The organism is Kitasatospora sp. NPDC086801, from assembly GCF_044745805.1.
Taxonomy (GTDB): Bacteria; Actinomycetota; Actinomycetes; order Streptomycetales; family Streptomycetaceae; genus Kitasatospora.
This window is the reverse complement of the sequence record NZ_JBIVAX010000005.1, coordinates 195,113-212,992: the sequence shown is the minus strand read 5'-3', so window position 1 is coordinate 212,992 and position 17,880 is coordinate 195,113. Positions and strand designations below refer to the sequence as shown.

The following is a 17,880-nucleotide window of genomic DNA, read 5'->3' as shown; positions in this document are numbered from 1 at the left end:
CCGCGTAGGACGCGCGGTCAGAACGGGAAGGCGGTGCGCCCGTGCTGGACGGAGATCCACTTCACGGTGGTGAACGCGTCCACCGTGGACTCCCCGTTGAGCCGCCCGATGCCGGAGTTCTTCTCCCCGCCGAACGGCACCGCCGGCTCGTCGGCGATGGTCCCGCCGTTGACGTGGATCATGCCGGTCTCGATCCGGTGCGCGACCCGCACGCCGCGCTCGACGTCGGCGGTGTGCACCGCGCCGCTGAGCCCGAAGGGGCTGTCGTTGGCGAGCCGGACGGCCTCGTCCTCGCCGTCGAAGGGCACCACGAGCACGACCGGGCCGAAGAGTTCGCGCTGGAGGATCGGCGCGTCCTCGGCCAGGCCGGTGAGCACGACGGGCTCCATCAGGCTCCCGACCGTGGTGCCGCGCAGCAGCGCGGTGGCGCCGGCGGCGATGGCCTGGTCGACCTGGGCGGTGATGGTGTCGGCCTGGACGGGGTTGATCAGCGGGCCGATCTGGGTGGCCGGGTCCTTGGGGTCCCCGACGGTGAGCGAGGCGATCTTCGCGACGAACTTGGCGGTGAACTCGGCCTCGACGGAGCGGTCGACGAGGACGCGGTTGGCGGCCATGCAGACCTGGCCCTGGTGGGCGAAGCGGCTGAACACGGCGGCATCCACGGCGTAGTCGAGGTCGGCGTCGTCGAGCACGATCAGCGCGCTGTTGCCGCCGAGTTCGAGCACGGTCCGCTTGAAGTTGGCGGCGGCGACAGTGGCGACGTGCCGGCCGATCCGGTCGGAGCCGGTGAAGGCGATGACCTTGGGCACCGGGTGTTCGATGAAGGCGTCGCCGATCTCGGCGATGTCGGTGACCACGACGTTGAACAGGCCGGCCGGCAGGCCCGCCTCCTCGAAGAGCCGGGCGATCAGGGTGCCGCCGACGATCGGGGTCTCCTGGTGCGGCTTGAGCACCACGCCGTTGCCGAGCGCGAGGGCGGGGGCGACGGCCTTGATCGAGAGGTACAGCGGGAAGTTGAACGGGCTGATCACGCCGACGACGCCGACCGGCAGCCGGTAGAGGCGGTTCTCCTGGCCCTCCGTGATCGAGGGCAGCAGTCGGCCCTCCAGGCCCAGGGACACCCGCAGGCAGTCCCTCAGCATGTCCTTGACCAGGGAGAGTTCGAAGGCGGCCTTGAGCGCGGTGCCGCCGAGTTCGGCCATGATGGCGCGGGTGATCTCCTCCTCGCGCTCCTCGATCAGGCGCAGCACGCGTTCGAAGACGAGCCGGCGGGCGTAGGGGGTGGTGGCGGCCCACTGCTTCTGGGCCCGTTCGGCGGCCCGGTAGGCCCGGTCGACCTCGGCGATGGTGGCGACGGTGACGGTCGCGAGCTTGTCGCCGGTGTAGGGGTCGACGTCGACGATGTCCCAGGAGCCGCTGCCGCTGCACCATTCGCCGTCGATGTACTGCAGCGCCAACTCGGAAAAGTACGACATCTGATCCCTCTCGTGCCGGTTCGGGGAACGTCGGCGGGGGTGAGCCGCTACGGCCCGGTCTGATTGGGCATCATCGTACTGACGTGTTAGAGCTCTTGGCGTACGGAGTGCAGGAGCTGCCGGGTCTGTTCGGGGCCGAGGCTGTCGGCGAGCAGTCCCTCCATGGCGTGGCGGTACTCGGCGACCTCGACCGGCTTGTCGAGGTACAGCGCGGTGGTGAACTGCTCCACGTAGACGACGTCGGCGAGTTCGGGTTCGGCGAAGCCGAGCACGGTGAACGCGCCGCTCTCGGCGCTCAGCCCGGTACAGCCCAGCGGCAGCACCCGGAGCCGGACGTTGGGCAGTTCGCCGAGTTCCAGCAGCCGGTCGATCTGGTTGCGCATCAGCTCGGGGCCGCCCCAGGGGCGGCGCAGCGCGGCCTCGTCGAGGATCGCGAGCAGGCGGGGGGCGTTCTCGGTGGTGAGCAGGGCCTGGCGTTTGAGCCGGACCTCGACCCGGCGCTCGATCTCGCCGGGGTCGGTGACGTGGCCGCCGGCGGCGATGACGGCGCGGGCGTAGTCGGCGGTCTGCAGCAGCCCGTGGACGAACTGGACCTCGTAGCTGCGGATCTCGGCGACGGCCTCTTCCAGGCCGACGTAGTTCTGGAACCAGGCGGGCAGCACGTCGCCGTACTCGTGCCACCAGGAGGTGGCGTTGGCGTCCCGGACGAGTCCGAGGACGGTGGCGCGCTCCTGCTCGGCCTCCACGCCGTACAGGGTGAGCAGGTCGGCGACGTCGCGCTCCTTGAAGCCGACCCGGCCGAGCTCCATCCGGCTGATCTTGGACTCGGAGGCGCGGATCGAGTAGCCGGCCTCCTCGCGGCTGACGCCCCGGGCCTCGCGGAGCTTGCGCAGCTGGGTGCCGAGCAGCAGGCGCCGTACCGTGGCGCCTCCGCTTGTCTGAGTCGTGCTCATCGCGTCAACCTCCGCACTCGCGCAGCCCCCCGGCCGTCGGCGGCAGTCTGCCACCTGGCACCGACGAACAACAGTCCGTCCGGGGAGGCCCGCCCGCACGGCGCCCGGAACGGGCCTACGGTAGACCCAAGTCCTGGGAAATCTCTGAGAGTTGAAACAGCCCTTGACAGGCCGCCCGCCCGCACGGTAGAGAGCCGCCCCCGGGGTGGAGCGCCGGGCGGCGAACCGCCCGGAGGAACGCGACGGCGCCCGCCCTCCAACTGGTCGGGGAAGAGGGCAGGCGCCAGGAGACCGCGTTGGCCCGGCGACGCTGGCGGGGGCAGCGGGTTGAGCTCCCGGCGATGCGGTGCCGGGCGTTCGGGGGGCCGGTCGGTCCGTCAGACGACCAGCGGGCGGTCGGTGGGGCGGATCGGGGCCGGCAGCGGGGTCTTGCCGCCGAGGTACTTGTCCACCGCGGCGGCGGCCGAGCGGCCTTCCGCGATGGCCCAGACGATCAGCGACTGACCGCGACCGGCGTCGCCGCAGACGTACACGCCATCGACATTGGTGGCGAACCGGCCGTCGCGGCCAATGTTACCGCGCGCGTCCAGGTCCACGCCGAGCTGCTCCACCAGGCCGTTGCGGACGTCGGTGCCGGTGAAGCCCATGGCCAGGGTGACGAGCTGCGCCGGGATGGCCCGCTCGGTGCCGGGGACGGGCTCGAACCGGCCGTCCTTGAACTCGACCTCGACGAGGTGCAGCTCCTGGACGTTGCCGACCGCCTGTCCCTCTTCGGGGGCGGAGCCGGTGAAGTGGGTGGTGTTCACGGAGTAGATCCGCTCGCCGCCCTCCTCGTGCGCGGAGGTGACCTTGTAGGTCATCGGCATGGTCGGCCAGGGCTGGTGGCCGGGGCGCTCCTCGGAGGGCCGCGGCATGATCTCCAGCTGGGTGACGGAGGCCGCGCCCTGGCGGTGGGCGGTGCCGACGCAGTCGGCGCCGGTGTCGCCGCCGCCGATGACGACGACGTGCTTGCCCTTGGCGCTGATCGGCGACTCGACGAAGTCGCCCTCCTGCACCTTGTTGGCCAGCGGCAGGTACTCCATGGCCTGGTGGACGCCCTTGAGCTCGCGCCCGGGCACCGCCAGGTCGCGCGCGGTGGTGGCGCCGGCGGCGACCACGACGGCGTCGAAGCGCTCGCGCAGCTGCTGGCCGGTGATGTCCTCGCCGACGTGCACGCCGGTGCGGAAGCGGGTGCCCTCCGCGCGCATCTGCTCGATGCGGCGGTTGATGTGGCGCTTCTCCATCTTGAACTCGGGGATGCCGTAGCGCAGCAGGCCGCCGATGCGGTCGGCGCGCTCGTACACGACGACGGTGTGCCCGGCCCGGGTGAGCTGCTGGGCGACGGCCAGGCCGGCCGGGCCGGAGCCGACGACGGCCACGGTCTTGCCGGACAGCCGCTCCGGGACCTGCGGCGTGACGCCGCCCCGGTCCCAGGCCTTGTCGATGATGGTGACCTCGACGTTCTTGATGGTCACCGCGTCCTGGTTGATGCCGAGCACGCAGGCCGACTCGCAGGGCGCCGGGCAGAGGCGGCCGGTGAACTCCGGGAAGTTGTTGGTCGCGTGCAGCCGCTCGATCGCGCCGACGAAGTCGTCCCGGTAGGCGAGGTCGTTCCACTCGGGGATGAGGTTCCCGAGCGGGCAGCCGTTGTGGCAGAACGGGATGCCGCAGTCCATGCAGCGGCCGGCCTGCTCGGTGATGATCGGCAGGAGGCTGCGCTCGACGTAGACCTCGCTCCAGTCCCGCAGACGGACGTCCACCGGACGCCGCTCGGCCAGCTTCTTACCCGTGGTCAGGAAGCCCTTGGGGTCAGCCATTAGCCGCCTCCATCATCTTGCGAGTGGTCTCGGCCTCGGAGAGGCCATCGCGCTCGGCGGCGTCCTTGGCGGCGAGCACGGCCTTGTAGTCGGTCGGCATGATCTTGGAGAAGCGGGAGACCCCGCCGCCCCAGTCGGCCAGGAGCTCGGCGGCGACGGTGGAGCCGGTCTCCTCGTAGTGCTGCTGCACGGTCTCGCGCAGCCAGTCGCGGTCGGCCGCGGTGGGGGCCTCGATGCCCACCAGGCCGTCGTTGACGTTCGCGGGGCGCAGGTCCAGGACGTAGGCGATGCCGCCGGACATGCCGGCCGCCAGGTTGCGCCCGGTCTCACCGAGGACGACGACCCGGCCGCCGGTCATGTACTCCAGGCCGTGGTCGCCCACGCCCTCGACCACCAGAGTGGCGCCGGAGTTGCGGACGGCGAAGCGCTCGCCGGCCTTGCCGCGCAGGTGGATCCGGCCGGAGGTGGCGCCGTAGCCGATGGTGTTGCCGGCGATGACGTGGTTCTGCGCGTCGTTGCCGATGGCCGCGGCGTCGCGGGCCGGGCGGACGATCACGACGCCGCCGGAGAGGCCCTTGCCGACGTAGTCGTTGGCGTCGCCCTCCAGCCGCAGGGTCACGCCGCGCGGCACGAAGGCGCCGAAGGACTGCCCGGCGGAGCCGGTGAAGGTGACGTCGATGGTGCCCTCGGGCAGGCCCTCGCCGCGGTAGCGCTTGGTCACCTGGTGGCCGAGCATGGTGCCGACGGTGCGGTTGACGTTGCGGATCGGCAGCTGGATGCGGACGGTCTCGCCGCGCTCCAGGGCGTCCTCGGCCAGCATGATCAGCTGGTTGTCCAGGGCCTTGTCGAGCGCGTGGTCCTGGCCGGTGGTGCGGTGGCGGGCCGCGCCCTCGGGCAGCTGCGGCACGTGGAAGAGCGGGGCCAGGTCGAGCCCAGCGGCCTTCCAGTGGTCGATGGCGGCCGCCGCGTTGATGTGCTCGGCGTGGCCGACGGCCTCCTCGATCGTGCGGAAGCCCAGCTCGGCGAGGATCTCCCGGACCTCCTCGGCGATGAACTCGAAGAAGTTGACCACGAACTCGGGCTTGCCGGAGAAGCGCTCGCGCAGCACCGGGTTCTGGGTGGCGACGCCGACCGGGCAGGTGTCCAGGTGGCAGACGCGCATCATGATGCAGCCGGAGACGACCAGCGGCGCGGTGGCGAAGCCGAATTCCTCGGCGCCGAGCAGCGCGGCGATGACGACGTCGCGGCCGGTCTTGAGCTGGCCGTCGGTCTGCACGACGATGCGGTCGCGCAGGCCGTTGAGCAGCAGGGTCTGCTGGGTCTCGGCGAGGCCGAGCTCCCAGGGGCCGCCCGCGTGCTTCAGCGAGGTCAGCGGGGAGGCGCCGGTGCCGCCGTCGTGCCCGGAGACCAGCACCACGTCGGCGTGCGCCTTGGAGACGCCCGCGGCGACCGTGCCGACGCCGACCTCGGACACCAGCTTCACGTGGATGCGGGCGGCCGGGTTGGCGTTCTTGAGGTCGTGGATGAGCTGCGCCAGGTCCTCGATCGAGTAGATGTCGTGGTGCGGCGGCGGCGAGATCAGGCCGACACCCGGGGTGGAGTGCCGGGTCTTGGCGACCCACGGGTAGACCTTGTGGCCGGGCAGCTGGCCGCCCTCGCCGGGCTTGGCGCCCTGGGCCATCTTGATCTGGATGTCGTCGGCGTTGACCAGGTACTCGGAGGTGACGCCGAAGCGGCCGGAGGCGACCTGCTTGATCGCCGAGCGGCGCTCCGGGTCGTACAGGCGGTCCGGGTCCTCGCCGCCCTCGCCGGTGTTGGACTTGCCGCCGAGGCGGTTCATCGCGATGGCGAGGGTCTCGTGCGCCTCGCGGGAGATGGAGCCGTACGACATGGCGCCGGTGGAGAAGCGCCTGACGATCTCGGAGACCGGCTCGACCTCCTCGACCGGGATCGGGGTCCGGCCGAGGGCGTCGAGCTGGAACAGGCCGCGCAGCGTCATCAGGCGGGTGGACTGCTCGTTCACCCGGTCCGTGTACTGCTTGAAGATGTCGTACCGGCGGTTGCGGGTGGAGTGCTGGAGCCGGAAGACGGTGTCCGGGTCGAACAGGTGCGGCTCGCCCTCGCGGCGCCACTGGTACTCGCCGCCGATCTCCAGCGCGCGGTGCGCGGCCGGGATGCCGGAGGCCGGGTAGGCCTTGGCGTGCCGCGCGGCCGTTTCGCGCGCGATCTCCTCCAGGCCGATGCCGCCGAGCTTGGTGGTGGTGCCGGCGAAGTAGCCGTCGACCAGCTCCTGGGAGAGGCCGATGGCCTCGAAGACCTGGGCGCCGCGGTAGGAGGCGACGGTCGAGATGCCCATCTTGGACATGACCTTGAGCACGCCCTTGCCGAGCGCCTTGATCAGGTTCTTGATGGCCTTCTCGGCCTCGACGCCCTGGATGAACACGTTCTGGGCGACGAGGTCCTCGACGGACTCCATGGCCAGGTACGGGTTGACCGCGCCGGCGCCGTAGCCGATCAGCAGCGCGACGTGGTGCACCTCGCGGACGTCGCCGGCCTCGACCAGCAGCGACACCTGGGTGCGCTGCTTGGTGCGGATGAGGTGGTGGTGGATCGCGGAGGTGAGCAGCAGCGAGGGGATCGGGGCGTGCTCGGCGTCGGAGTGCCGGTCGGAGAGCACGACGATCCGGGCGCCGTCGGCGATCGCGGCGTCGGCCTCGGCGGCGATCTCGGCCAGGCGGGCGGCCAGGCCCCGGCCGCCGGCGGCGACCTTGTAGAGGCCGGAGAGCGTGACGGCCTTGAGGCCGGGCTGGTCGCCGTCGTGGTTGATGTGGACGAGCTTGGCCAGCTCGTCGTTGTCGATCACCGGGAAGGTGATGCCGACCGAGCGGCAGGCGGCGGCCTCGGCGGCCAGCAGGTTGCCCTCGGGGCCGAGGTTGCTGAGCAGCGAGGTGACGAGCTCCTCACGGATGGCGTCCAGCGGCGGGTTGGTGACCTGCGCGAAGAGCTGGACGAAGTAGTCGAACAGCAGGCGCGGCTTCTCGCTGAGCGCGGCGATCGGCGAGTCGGTGCCCATCGAGCCGAGCGCTTCGCCACCGGTCTTGGCCATCGGCGCGAGGATGACCCGCAGCTCCTCCTCGGTGTAGCCGAAGGTCTGCTGGCGGCGGGTGACCGAGGCGTGGGTGTGGAAGATGTGCTCGCGCTCGGGCAGCTTGGCGAGCTGGATCTGCCCGGCGGCGACCCACTCCGCGTAGGGGTGCTCGGCGGCGAGGGCGGACTTGATCTCCTCGTCCTCGACGATGCGCCCCTCGGCGGTGTCAACGAGGAACATCTTGCCCGGCTGGAGACGGCCCTTCCTGGCGACCTTCTCCTGCTCGATGTCGAGCACGCCGACCTCGGAGGAGAGGACGACCAGGCCGTCCTCGGTGATCCAGTAGCGGGCCGGGCGCAGGCCGTTGCGGTCGAGCACGGCGCCGATCTGGGTGCCGTCGGTGAAGGTGACGCAGGCCGGGCCGTCCCAGGGCTCCATCAGGTTGGAGTGGTACTGGTAGAAGGCGCGGCGGGCCGGCTCCATGGTGGCGTGGTTCTCCCACGCCTCCGGGATCATCATCAGCACCGAGTGCGGCAGCGAGCGGCCGCCGAGGTGGAGCAGCTCCAGGACCTCGTCGAAGGAGGCGGAGTCGGAGTGCTCCGGGGTGCAGACCGGGAAGATCCGCTCCAGGCCCCGGCCGTTGCGGTTGGCGGGGATGAGGTCGGTGGCGAGCTGGGACTCGCGGGCGCTCATCCAGTTGCGGTTGCCCTTGACGGTGTTGATCTCGCCGTTGTGGGCGACGAACCGGTACGGGTGGGCGAGCGGCCAGCTCGGGAAGGTGTTGGTGGAGAAGCGCGAGTGCACCAGGCCGACGGCGGAGGCGTAGGAGCGGTCCGACAGGTCGGGGAAGAAGGGCTCCAGCTGGCCGGTGGTCAGCATGCCCTTGTAGACGATGGTGCGCGCGGACAGCGACGGGAAGTAGACCCCGACCTCGCGCTCGGAGCGCTTGCGGACGACGAAGGCGGTCCGGTCGAGCTCGATGCCGGCCAGGCCCTCCTTGGCCAGGAAGAGCTGGCGGAAGCGCGGCATGACGCTGCGGGCGGTGGCGCCGAGCAGGTCCGGGGTGACCGGGACGTCGCGCCAGCCGAGGACGGTGAGGTCCTCCTCGGCCGCGACGGCCTCGATCCGGGCGACGGCGTCCGCGGCGGCGGCGTCCTCGTCGGGGAGGAAGGCGATGCCGACCGCGTAGGAGCCGGCGGCGGGGAGCTCGAAGTCGACCTTGCCGCGCAGGAAGGCATCCGGGATCTGGGTGAGGATGCCGGCGCCGTCACCGGAGTCCGGCTCCGCGCCGGTGGCGCCTCGGTGCTCCAGGTTGCGCAGGACGGTCAGCGCCTGTTCGACGATGGTGTGGTCGGCGATGCCGGTCAGCGTGGCGACGAAACCGACGCCGCAGGCGTCGTGCTCGTTCCGCGGGTCGTACAGGCCCTGAGCGGTGGGTCGCGCATCCGGAACGAGCGCGTACGGCTGGCGGGCGGCGCCGGCCTGGGGCTCGTTGGCGGAGTGCATGGATGCAGGCAGCATCGGCTCTCCCGTCGTCGTCTTTCGGCTGTGTGGTGCAAGGAGGGACGACGTTGGCCCTGATGCGATTCCGTGCAAGTTACATGATGCCCAAGATCCCGGGAAGTGGAATATCTCGTCCACATGGCGGACGAGATCCGCAGGTCAAGGGGTGCGTGAGAGGACGCGCCACAATGCGCGTCCCCTCGATTGTGCCCGGCGGTCGGCCGCCCGAAACAGGGGCGAAACCCGATCGCCACACACGACGATCAAGGCCGCCTGCGAATCAATCCCCCGAGCTCGCCCACGGATGCGATTCCTCGGCCCCGGGGCCCGGATGGTGAGACTAGGCCAGGCGCTGCCCGGCGCCCGTGTGTGGAACGTCACCCACTGCCCAGCATAGTCATGCAGTCCTCCGGGTCGTCACACGGACCTCGGCCGACGGCCCGGCCCAAGGGGGCCTAGCCGACGTGCCCGCCGATCAGCCACCCCAGCAGGTACGTCACCCCGGCCGCCGCCCCGCCCAGCACCAGCTGCCGCAGCCCGCTGAACCACCAGCTGCGTGCCGTCACCCGGGCCACCACCGCGCCGCACAGGAACAGCCCCACCACCGACAGCAGCAGCGCCGGCACCAGCGAGGTCGCCCCCAGCAGGTACGGCAGCAGCGGCAGCAGCGCGCCCACCGCGAAGCAGACGAAGGACGACCCGGCGGCCACCCACGGCGACGGCAGGTCGTTGGGGTCGATGCCCAGTTCCTCCCGGGCGTGGATCTCCAGGGCCTGGTCCGGGTTCGCGGACAGCTGCCGCGCCACCTCGTGGGCGAGGTCGGGCTCCAACCCGCGGGCGATGTAGAGCTGCGCCAGCTCGGCCAGCTCGCCGTGCGGGTTGCGGCTCAGCTCCAGCCGCTCGGCCTCGATCTCGGCCTGCACCAGCTCGGCCTGCGAGGCCACCGAGGTGTACTCCCCCGCCGCCATCGAGCAGGCGCCGGCCGCCAGCCCGGCGAGCCCGGTCAGCACCACCGTGCCGCTGGACACCGAGCCGCCGACCACGCCGGTCATCAGCGCGAAGTTGGAGACCAGGCCGTCCATCGCCCCGAACACGGCGGGCCGCAGCCAGCCGCCGTTCACGTCCCGGTGGTGCCCGGCAGCAGGTATGCGGGGGTGGTGCCCGGCCTCGGGCTCCAAGGTGGTCGCGCTCACGGCAGTTCCCTCCATTCGATCCGTCTGCCCCGACCGTAGACCGTCTGACCTGGGCATTTCCAGCAAAGTAAGGCTGTCCGAACAGCGCTGCGGCCGCCCTGCGCGAGCATCGCGGGGGCGGCCGAAGCGGGGGGGAACTCCCAGGTCAGGTCAGGTTCTTGGCATTCTTGTCGGCGCTCTCGGCAGCCTCGGAGGCCTCCTCCGCGTCCGCCTTTTCGTCCGCGGTCTGAGACAGTTCGGCGGTCTCACCGGCGCCGACGACCTTCTCGGACGGCGCGGGCTTCCCGGCCCCGGCGGCCTTCTCCGCCGGTACGGCCTTGTCGGCCTTCCCGAGCTTGTCGGCCTTGTCCGCCTTGTCGGACTTCTCGGACTTCTCGGACGCCGCGGCCTTGCCGGACTTCCCGGACGCCGCGGCCTGGTCGGACGGGCCCTGCGCCGCGTCCTCCTCGTTCGCCAGCGGGTCGATGCTCGCCGGGTCCTCCCGGCCGGGCCGCTTCTTGCCGACGACCACCAGGTAGACCACGGCGCCGATGAACACCACGATCGACGTCCAGTCGTTCAGCCGCAGGCCGAAGTAGACGTGCGCCTCGTCGATCCGCAGCCACTCGGTCCAGAACCGGCCCACCGTGTACGCGGCCACGTACAGCGCGAAGGCCCGGCCGTGCCCCAGCTTGAAGCGGCGGTCCGCCCAGATCACCAGCAGCGCGACCCCGACGCACCAGATCGACTCGTACAGGAAGGTCGGGTGGTAGACGCCCTTGACGACCTCGCCGCTCGGCAGCGTCTTGTCGATCTCCAGGCCCCACGGCAGCGTGGTCGGCCGGCCGTACAGCTCCTGGTTGAAGTAGTTGCCCCAGCGGCCCATCGCCTGCGCGAGCGCGATGCCCGGCGCGATGGCGTCCGCGTACGCGGGCAGCGGCACGCCCCGGCGGCGGCAGCCGATCCAGGCCCCGACCGCGCCGAGCGCGACGGCGCCCCAGATGCCGAGGCCGCCCTCCCAGATCTTGAAGGCGTTCCAGGGGTTCTTGCCGTCCCCGAAGTACAGCTGGTGGTCGGTGATCACGTGGTACAGCCGACCGCCGACCAGGCCGAAGGGCACGGCCCAGACGGCGATGTCGCCGACCGTGTGCTTGGCACCGCCCCGGGCGACCCAGCGCTTGCTGCCGAGCCAGACGGCCACGACGACACCGAGGATGATGCAGAAGGCGTAGGCGCGCAGCGGGACCGGTCCGAGGTACAGGACGCCCCGCGACGGGCTGGGAATGTAGGCGATATCCATGGCGGTTCCGACGCTACAGGGTCTGCGGCCCCTGCTGGGCACCCTCGGGGTCACAGATACCGAACAACGGGCACCGGACGGCGCCGCCGCCCCCTCCGGACGGGGAGGGGGCGGCGGCGGTCACCCGGCGGTGTACGGGGCTCAGCCCGCGGTCGGCGACGGGTTGTTGGCCTCCGAAGCGGCGCTGGTGGGCGCCGGGGTCTGCCCGTTGGAGCCCGTGGTGCCCAGCTGCTTGCCCTGGTTGGCGGCGTCGACCCACTTCACCAGGTTCGCCGGGGTGATCTCCTCGGCGCCGTTCTTGGGGTAGATCGGCTGGCCGTTGAGCAGCACGGTCGGGGTGGACTTGTAGCTGGACTTGTCGAAGTCCTGCTGCACGGACGACACCCATCCGCCGTACTTGTTGTCGTTGACGCAGGCCTGGAAGGCGGGCGTGTCGAGGCCGTTGACCTGCTTGGCGAGGTTGATCAGGACGGCCTTGTCGCCGAAGGCGTCGCTGGTCTCGTCCGGCTGGTTGCGGTACAGCACGTCGTGGAAGTCCCGGAAGTGCCCGGCGTCCTGGGCGCAGGCCAGCGCGTTGGCGCCGGCCTTGGAGCCCTTGCCCGGGACGGCCCGGTCGATGAACGACACGATGTGGTAGTTGGTGTAGATCTTGCCGGCGTCTTCCAGCTGGTCGACGGTCGAGGAGAACTCGCGCTCGAAGATCCCGCAGGCCGGGCAGCGCGGGTCCTCGTAGACGGTGAGGACGGCCGGGGCGTTGGCCGAGCCGGCCGGGATGACCAGGTTCTTGTCGCCGATCGTCCCGGCGGGGGCGGCGACCGGGGTCTCCGGCTTGGAGCGCTCGTTCTGCACCACGACGCCGGTGACCACGGCGGCGGCGATCACCACGAGCACCGCGCCGCCCACCAACAGCTTCTTCCTGCGCTTGGACGTGGCCTCGTCGGCCGCCCGCTGCTCCAGCATCCGCTCGCGGGCGGTGCGCTTGCCTTCTCGGTTCTTGTCGCTCATTGCCTTGACATCCACAATCGGGGAGGGCCTTCGTGGGGTGGGGTGGGGGTGCGGCGGGGCCGGCCGGTCAGCTCGCCAGCCAGCCGTCCACCGAGAACCTGGTGCGGGGCCGCCACAGCAACCACCCGGCCAGCAGGAGGAATCCGGTGTCGCGCAGGATCTCCTGGAGGTACTCGGTCTGCGAGGCGTCGACGTGCCCGCCGCCGCCGAAGCAGCCGCAGTCGATCGAGATGCCGCGCGCCCAGACGGCGGCGATCCCGGCGATGAAGGTGAGCAGCAGCAGCGCGGAGACGCCGGCGACGAGCCGGACGCCGAGGCCGATCACCAGCAGCAGGGCGAGCGCCAGCTCCAGGAAGGGCAGGGCGTAGCCGACCGGCTTGACCAGGCCCTCGGGCAGGATCTCGTAGGCGCGGACGGCCTGGGCGGCCTCCGCCGGGTCGGCGATCTTGGCCAGGCCGGCCCAGCCCCAGACCACCGCGAGACCGAGCCGGACGACGGTGCCCAGCCACGGGCTCCAGGCCGGCACCGGCCGCCGTGCGGGCGGCGCGGGCGCCGAGTCACCGGGCTGCGCTGCCGGGCCGGCCATCAGGGAACCCCCCTTGGGAAACTCGTTCACTTCCTGATGAACCGTAAGGGATGAAGGGCGGTTCCTCCATATTCAGGAATTACGCCGGATGAGTGACGTCTGGTGATGGTGTGTCCGAATCCGGCGAACGTCCGTTCGCCAAGGCGGGTCTCATCATTCGCGCCCGGCGGGAATTGTCAGACACGCCCTAGCGGCAACCGGGCGGGCGCCCCGGGTCGAACAGGTCGGCGCGGCCCTCGTGGCGCACGTGGGCGGCCCGCTCGGCGGCGTCCCAGCGGGCCGCCTCGGCGCAGGCGTACGCGTCCCGCACGGCCCGCTCGGCACCGCGCTTGGCCAGCGCCTGCCCCACCTCGGTGTGCGCTCCGACGGCGGCGCCGAGCGCCAGCGCGGCGGCGGCCGCCCGCAGCAGAACGGCCCGATGGAGACCCGGCACCGGCTCACTCCTTCGCTCGCTCGGCAACCCCCGTGCACGTCGTTCGTGCACTCGTCCCTCCACTCAACGCCGGTCAACCCCGCCTGATGCGTGTCCCCGTCGCTGTTCACCCGTTCGGGGCCGCGCGAGCGCCGCCGCCCGGCGAGCCGGGCGCACCCAAGCGCGACGGCCCGCCGCCCCAAGCGCGACGGCCCGCCGCCCCAAGCGCGACGGCCCGCCGCCCCAAGCGCGACGGCCCGCCGCCCCGAGGGCGACGGGCCGTCAGGTGATACGAGGGTCAGCGCCGGCGGACGCCCGCCGCGAGGTCGCCGGCCAGGGCGCGCACCGCGTCCAGCGCGGCCGCCTCGTCGTCGCCGGCCTCCAGGATCCGCTTCACGAACGCGGAGCCCACGATCACGCCGTCGGCGAAGCCCGCCACCTCGGCGGCCTGCTCGGCGGTGGAGACGCCGAGGCCGACGCAGACCGGCAGGTCGGTGGTGGCCCGGGTGCGGGCGACCAGGTCCTCGGCGAGCGAGCCGACCTGGGTGCGGGTGCCGGTCACGCCCATCACGGCGGCCGCGTAGACGAAACCGCTGCCAGCGGCGGTGACCTCGGCCAGGCGCGGGTCCTTGCTGCTGGGGGCGACCACGAACACGGTGTCCAGCCCGTGCTCGTCCGCCGCCTTGCGCCACTCCTCGGACTCCTCCACCGGCAGGTCCGGCAGGATGCAGCCGGCGCCGCCCGCGGCCGCGAGGTCGGCGGCGAAGCGCGCGGTGCCGTAGCGGTCGACCGGGTTCCAGTACGTCATCACCAGCACCGCCGCCTCGGGGTGGGCGGTGGCGACCTCCTGGACGGTGCGCAGCACGTCCTTGATCCGCACGCCGCCGCGCAGCGCGATGTCGTCGGCGGTCTGGATGACGGCGCCGTCCAGGACCGGGTCGGAGTGCGGCAGGCCGACCTCGACGATGTCGCAGCCGCCCTCGATCAGGGCGTTGATCGCCCGGATGCCGCCGTCGACGGTCGGGAAGCCGCCCGGCAGGTAGCCGATCAGCGCGGCGCGGTCCTCGGCCTTGGCGGCCGCCAGGATGCCACTGAGCTTCGATGCCATGGTCACTTACCCCCGTGGGCCGCGTCGTGGGCCGAGCCGCCGGCCGGCTCGTCGTACAGGCCGAAGTACTCGGCCGCGGTGTGCATGTCCTTGTCGCCGCGCCCGGAGAGCGAGACCAGGATGGTGGCCTCGGGCCCGAGTTCGCGGCCCAGCTCCAGGGCGCCGGCCAGCGCGTGGGCGCTCTCGATGGCCGGGATGATGCCCTCGGTGCGGGACAGCAGCCGCAGTGCCTGCATGGCGGCGTCGTCGGTGACGGGGCGGTACTCGGCCCGTCCGGTGTCCTTCAGCCAGGCGTGCTCCGGGCCGACGCCCGGGTAGTCGAGGCCGGCGGAGATGGAGTGCGACTCGATGGTCTGGCCGTCCTCGTCCTGGAGGACGTAGGTGCGCGAGCCGTGCAGCACGCCGGGGTCGCCCTTGGTGAGGGTGGCGGCGTGCTTGGGGGTGTCGGCGCCCTCGCCGGCGGCCTCGCAGCCGATCAGGCGCACGCCGGCGTCGGGGATGAACTCGTGGAAGATGCCCATCGCGTTGGAACCGCCGCCGACGCAGGCGACGACGGCGTCGGGCAGCCGCCCGGTGCGGTCGAGCACCTGCTGGCGGGCCTCGATGCCGATGACCCGGTGGAAGTCGCGGACCATCATCGGGAAGGGGTGCGGGCCGGCCACCGTGCCGAACAGGTAGTGGGTGGAGTCCACGTTGGCGACCCAGTCGCGGAACGCCTCGTTGATGGCGTCCTTGAGGGTGCGGCTGCCGGAGGTGACGGACACCACCTCGGCGCCGAGCATCCGCATCCGGGCGACGTTCAGCGCCTGGCGCTGGGTGTCGACCTCGCCCATGTAGATGGTGCAGTCGAAGCCGAACAGGGCGCAGGCGGTGGCGGTGGCCACGCCGTGCTGGCCGGCGCCGGTCTCGGCGATGATCCGGGTCTTGCCCATCCGCCGGGTGAGCAGGGCCTGGCCCAGCACGTTGTTGATCTTGTGCGAGCCGGTGTGGTTGAGGTCCTCGCGCTTGAGCAGGACGCGCGCGCCGCCCGCCTCGGCGGAGAAGCGGTGCACGTCGGTCAGCGGGCTCGGGCGGCCGGTGTAGTCCTTGAGCAGGCCGTCGAGTTCGGCGGCGAAGGCCGGGTCGGTCTTGGCCTTCTCGTACTCCTCGGCGACCTGCTCCACGGCGGCGACCAGCGCCTCCGGGATGAAGCGGCCGCCGTACGCGCCGAAGTAGCCTCGGGCGTCCGGCACCTGGGCACCGGGCAGGTAGTCCTTCGCGGACTTGTCGGACATGGTGGAGTCCTTTGGGAGATGACGACAGGGACGTCTCGTGGCTGGAGTCAGCCGGACGTGTGCCGCCATCGGCGGCCCGGCACCTGCCCGGGCTCGCAGCCGATCACGTAGCGCACCCGCCGCCCCAGCACCCGGCGCGCGGGCGCGCGGCAGCCGCGCGGGCGGCAGCCGGGGGCGAGGCGGGTGGCGATCTTCATGTCGGCGGGTCAGTCCTTGTGCCGGACGGCGGGGTGGGCGCCGGCCGCGACCAGGTCGGCGACCGCGGCGCGCGGGTCCTTGCCGGTCACCAGGGACTCGCCGACCAGGACGGCGTCGGCGCCCAGGTTGGCGTAGGAGATCACGTCCAGCGGGCCGCGCACGCCGGACTCGGCGATCTTGACGACGCTGTCCGGAATGGCGTGGACGACGTTGCCGAAGGTGTTGCGGTCCACCTCAAGGGTCTTGAGGTTGCGGGCGTTGACGCCGATGATCCGCGCCCCGGCGTCCACCGCGCGCTTGATCTCCTCCTCGTCGTGCGCCTCGACCAGCGGGGTGAGGCCGATCGACTCGGCGCGCTCGATCAGCGACACCAGGGCCGACTGGTCGAGGGCGGCGACGATCAGCAGCGCGAGGTCGGCGCCGTGCGCGCGGGCCTCCCACAGCTGGTAGGCGGTGACGATGAAGTCCTTGCGCAGCAGCGGGGTGTCCACCGCCGCGCGGACGGCGTCCAGGTCGGCGAGCGAGCCGCCGAAGCGGCGCTGCTCGGTGAGCACGCTGATCGCGGCGGCACCGCCGGCCGCGTAGTCGCTCGCCAGGGCGGCCGGGTCGGCGATCGCGGCCAGCGCGCCCTTGGACGGGCTGGAGCGCTTGACCTCGCAGATCACCCGGACCCCGTCGCCCTTGAGCGCGGCGACGCCGTCCTTGGCCTCGGGGGCCTTGGCGGCGAGTTCCTTGAGCTGGTCCAGGGAGACCCGGGCCTGCCGTTCGGCGAGGTCCTCGCGGACCCCCTCGATGATCGTGTCGAGCACACTCATGCGCACACCTCGCTTCGCTCAGCAGGCGCTGCGCGCAACACGCACCTGTCAATGGTTCGCTCGCTCACGCGAAGTGCCCCCAACATTTCTGTTCGTTCGCCGGCGACGAGCCGTCCGGGCGGTGGCCCGGCGGCACTTCGATGGTATCGGCACCCGGGGGCGCGGGGCGCATCCGCCCGGTGTGCGTCTCGCGTGCCGGACGCCCCCCTGGGCGGCTCCCAACTGCGGTTTCACCGGTTCTCCGGCGGTGCCCGAGCGTGCGGTGAGGACCAAGTGGACCGATGTACGGGCCCCGGTGTGGACCGGTGCGCGAGTCCGCGCGAGCCGCTACCCGTCGGCGTGGGCGATCAAACCAGCGGGGGCGCCAGTCCCGCCCCGACCGGCAGGTTGCGCACCACCGTGAACACCAGCAGCAGCAGGAGGATCAGCACCCAGCGCCGAGCCCCGACCGGGGGCCTGGGCCGCGGCCCGCCGCCGGTCAGCGCGACCCAGACCCAGCGCAGCCACAGCAGCGCCAGCACGCCGAACAACAGGACGGCCGCGGCGTTGTCGTGCAGCGCGCCGGTGAGGTCCCCGTGGGCCAGCGCGTGGACGCAGCGCAGCCCCCCGCAGCCGGGGCACCACCAGCCGGTGGCGACCAGGAAGGGGCAGTCGGGGTAGTGCCCGGGGGCGTTCGGGTCCACCGCGGCGACGTAGCCGGCGGGGACGGCCACCGCCGCCAGCGCGGCCAGCGGCGGGCCCAGCCGGCGCAGGACGGGCGGCAGGGCGGAGGCGGTGGGGGCAGAGGTCACGCCCCGATTCTGCCCTTACGGGGCCCGGACAGAACGAAACGGCGGGCGTGGCGCGCCCGCCGTTCGGTACTGCTGCGAGGAGTCGGTCGTCAGGCGGCGACGGCGGCCCGGGCCGCGCGCTGCTCCTCGTGCGAGGTGTACACGTTGGTGCTCGGCTGCTGGCCCATGCCCGCCATCGACATGGCCTTGCCGACCACACCGCCGGCCAGGATGACCGCGATGCCGGCCCAGACCAGCATCACCGACGGAAGGATCATCGCGACCCCCGCGATCCCGAAACCGATGAACGTGATGGTCACGCCGGTCCAGGCGGCGGTGGTGTGACCGTGTGCTGCTGCTGCCAT

At 72.0% G+C, this 17,880-nt stretch carries 15 protein-coding genes; all 15 read right to left on the bottom strand.

Annotation, left to right across the window (positions count from 1 at the left end):
- Nucleotides 1-17 precede the first annotated feature (17 nt).
- The 15 genes from ACIPLC_RS09470 to ACIPLC_RS09400 all read right to left on the bottom strand — a co-directional run bounded on the left by ACIPLC_RS09470 (nt 18) and on the right by ACIPLC_RS09400 (nt 17,880).
- Entirely contained in the window at nt 18-1,475 is a 1,458-nt protein-coding gene (locus ACIPLC_RS09470) for an aldehyde dehydrogenase family protein (protein ID WP_400472356.1), read from the bottom strand.
- An 86-nt stretch (nt 1,476-1,561) separates the two neighbouring features.
- Nucleotides 1,562-2,428 carry a helix-turn-helix domain-containing protein gene (locus ACIPLC_RS09465; RefSeq protein WP_400472355.1) on the bottom strand — a complete coding sequence of 289 codons (867 nt, stop codon included), beginning with the start codon at nt 2,426-2,428 and terminating at the stop codon, nt 1,562-1,564.
- A gap of 377 nt (nt 2,429-2,805) precedes the next feature.
- The gene (locus ACIPLC_RS09460) at nt 2,806-4,284 is read right to left on the bottom strand and encodes a glutamate synthase subunit beta (RefSeq protein WP_400472354.1); all 1,479 of its coding nucleotides are present in this window, start codon (nt 4,282-4,284) and stop codon (nt 2,806-2,808) included.
- Nucleotides 4,277-8,878: a glutamate synthase large subunit gene (gene gltB, locus ACIPLC_RS09455; protein WP_400472470.1), complete on the bottom strand. Its 4,602-nt coding sequence runs from the start codon at nt 8,876-8,878 to the stop codon at nt 4,277-4,279. Before gltB ends, ACIPLC_RS09460 begins: the two co-directional genes overlap by 8 nt.
- Nucleotides 8,879-9,330: 452 nt before the next feature.
- Complete coding sequence (locus ACIPLC_RS09450) at nt 9,331-10,083, bottom strand: VIT1/CCC1 transporter family protein (RefSeq protein WP_400472353.1); 753 nt, start codon at nt 10,081-10,083, stop codon at nt 9,331-9,333.
- A 130-nt stretch (nt 10,084-10,213) separates the two neighbouring features.
- Entirely contained in the window at nt 10,214-11,347 is a 1,134-nt protein-coding gene (gene lgt, locus ACIPLC_RS09445; protein WP_400472352.1) for a prolipoprotein diacylglyceryl transferase, read from the bottom strand.
- Nucleotides 11,348-11,488: 141 nt separating this feature from the next.
- A complete protein-coding gene (locus tag ACIPLC_RS09440; RefSeq protein WP_400472351.1) occupies nt 11,489-12,352 on the bottom strand; it encodes a DsbA family protein in 864 nt (287 codons plus the stop codon).
- 67 nt (nt 12,353-12,419) lie between these two features.
- Complete coding sequence (locus ACIPLC_RS09435) at nt 12,420-12,938, bottom strand: MauE/DoxX family redox-associated membrane protein (RefSeq protein WP_400472350.1); 519 nt, start codon at nt 12,936-12,938, stop codon at nt 12,420-12,422.
- A 187-nt stretch (nt 12,939-13,125) separates the two neighbouring features.
- Nucleotides 13,126-13,371: a hypothetical protein gene (locus ACIPLC_RS09430; RefSeq protein ID WP_400472349.1), complete on the bottom strand. Its 246-nt coding sequence runs from the start codon at nt 13,369-13,371 to the stop codon at nt 13,126-13,128.
- A 277-nt stretch (nt 13,372-13,648) separates the two neighbouring features.
- Nucleotides 13,649-14,458 (bottom strand): tryptophan synthase subunit alpha, encoded by an 810-nt coding sequence (gene trpA, locus ACIPLC_RS09425; protein WP_400472348.1) that lies wholly within the window; start codon nt 14,456-14,458, stop codon nt 13,649-13,651.
- A gap of 2 nt (nt 14,459-14,460) precedes the next feature.
- On the bottom strand, nt 14,461-15,732 hold the full coding sequence (gene trpB / locus ACIPLC_RS09420; RefSeq protein ID WP_400472347.1) for a tryptophan synthase subunit beta: 1,272 nt from the start codon (nt 15,730-15,732) through the stop codon (nt 14,461-14,463).
- Nucleotides 15,733-15,779: 47 nt separating this feature from the next.
- Nucleotides 15,780-15,929 carry a tryptophan biosynthesis modulator TrpM gene (trpM, locus tag ACIPLC_RS09415; protein WP_400472346.1) on the bottom strand — a complete coding sequence of 50 codons (150 nt, stop codon included), beginning with the start codon at nt 15,927-15,929 and terminating at the stop codon, nt 15,780-15,782.
- Between the two features lie 9 nt (nt 15,930-15,938).
- On the bottom strand, nt 15,939-16,745 hold the full coding sequence (gene trpC, locus ACIPLC_RS09410; RefSeq protein WP_400472345.1) for an indole-3-glycerol phosphate synthase TrpC: 807 nt from the start codon (nt 16,743-16,745) through the stop codon (nt 15,939-15,941).
- A gap of 347 nt (nt 16,746-17,092) precedes the next feature.
- Nucleotides 17,093-17,536, bottom strand: coding sequence for a DUF2752 domain-containing protein (locus ACIPLC_RS09405; protein WP_400472344.1), 444 nt, complete (start codon nt 17,534-17,536; stop codon nt 17,093-17,095).
- 89 nt (nt 17,537-17,625) lie between these two features.
- Nucleotides 17,626-17,880, bottom strand: a complete 255-nt coding sequence (locus tag ACIPLC_RS09400) for an HGxxPAAW family protein (protein ID WP_400472343.1) — start codon at nt 17,878-17,880, stop codon at nt 17,626-17,628.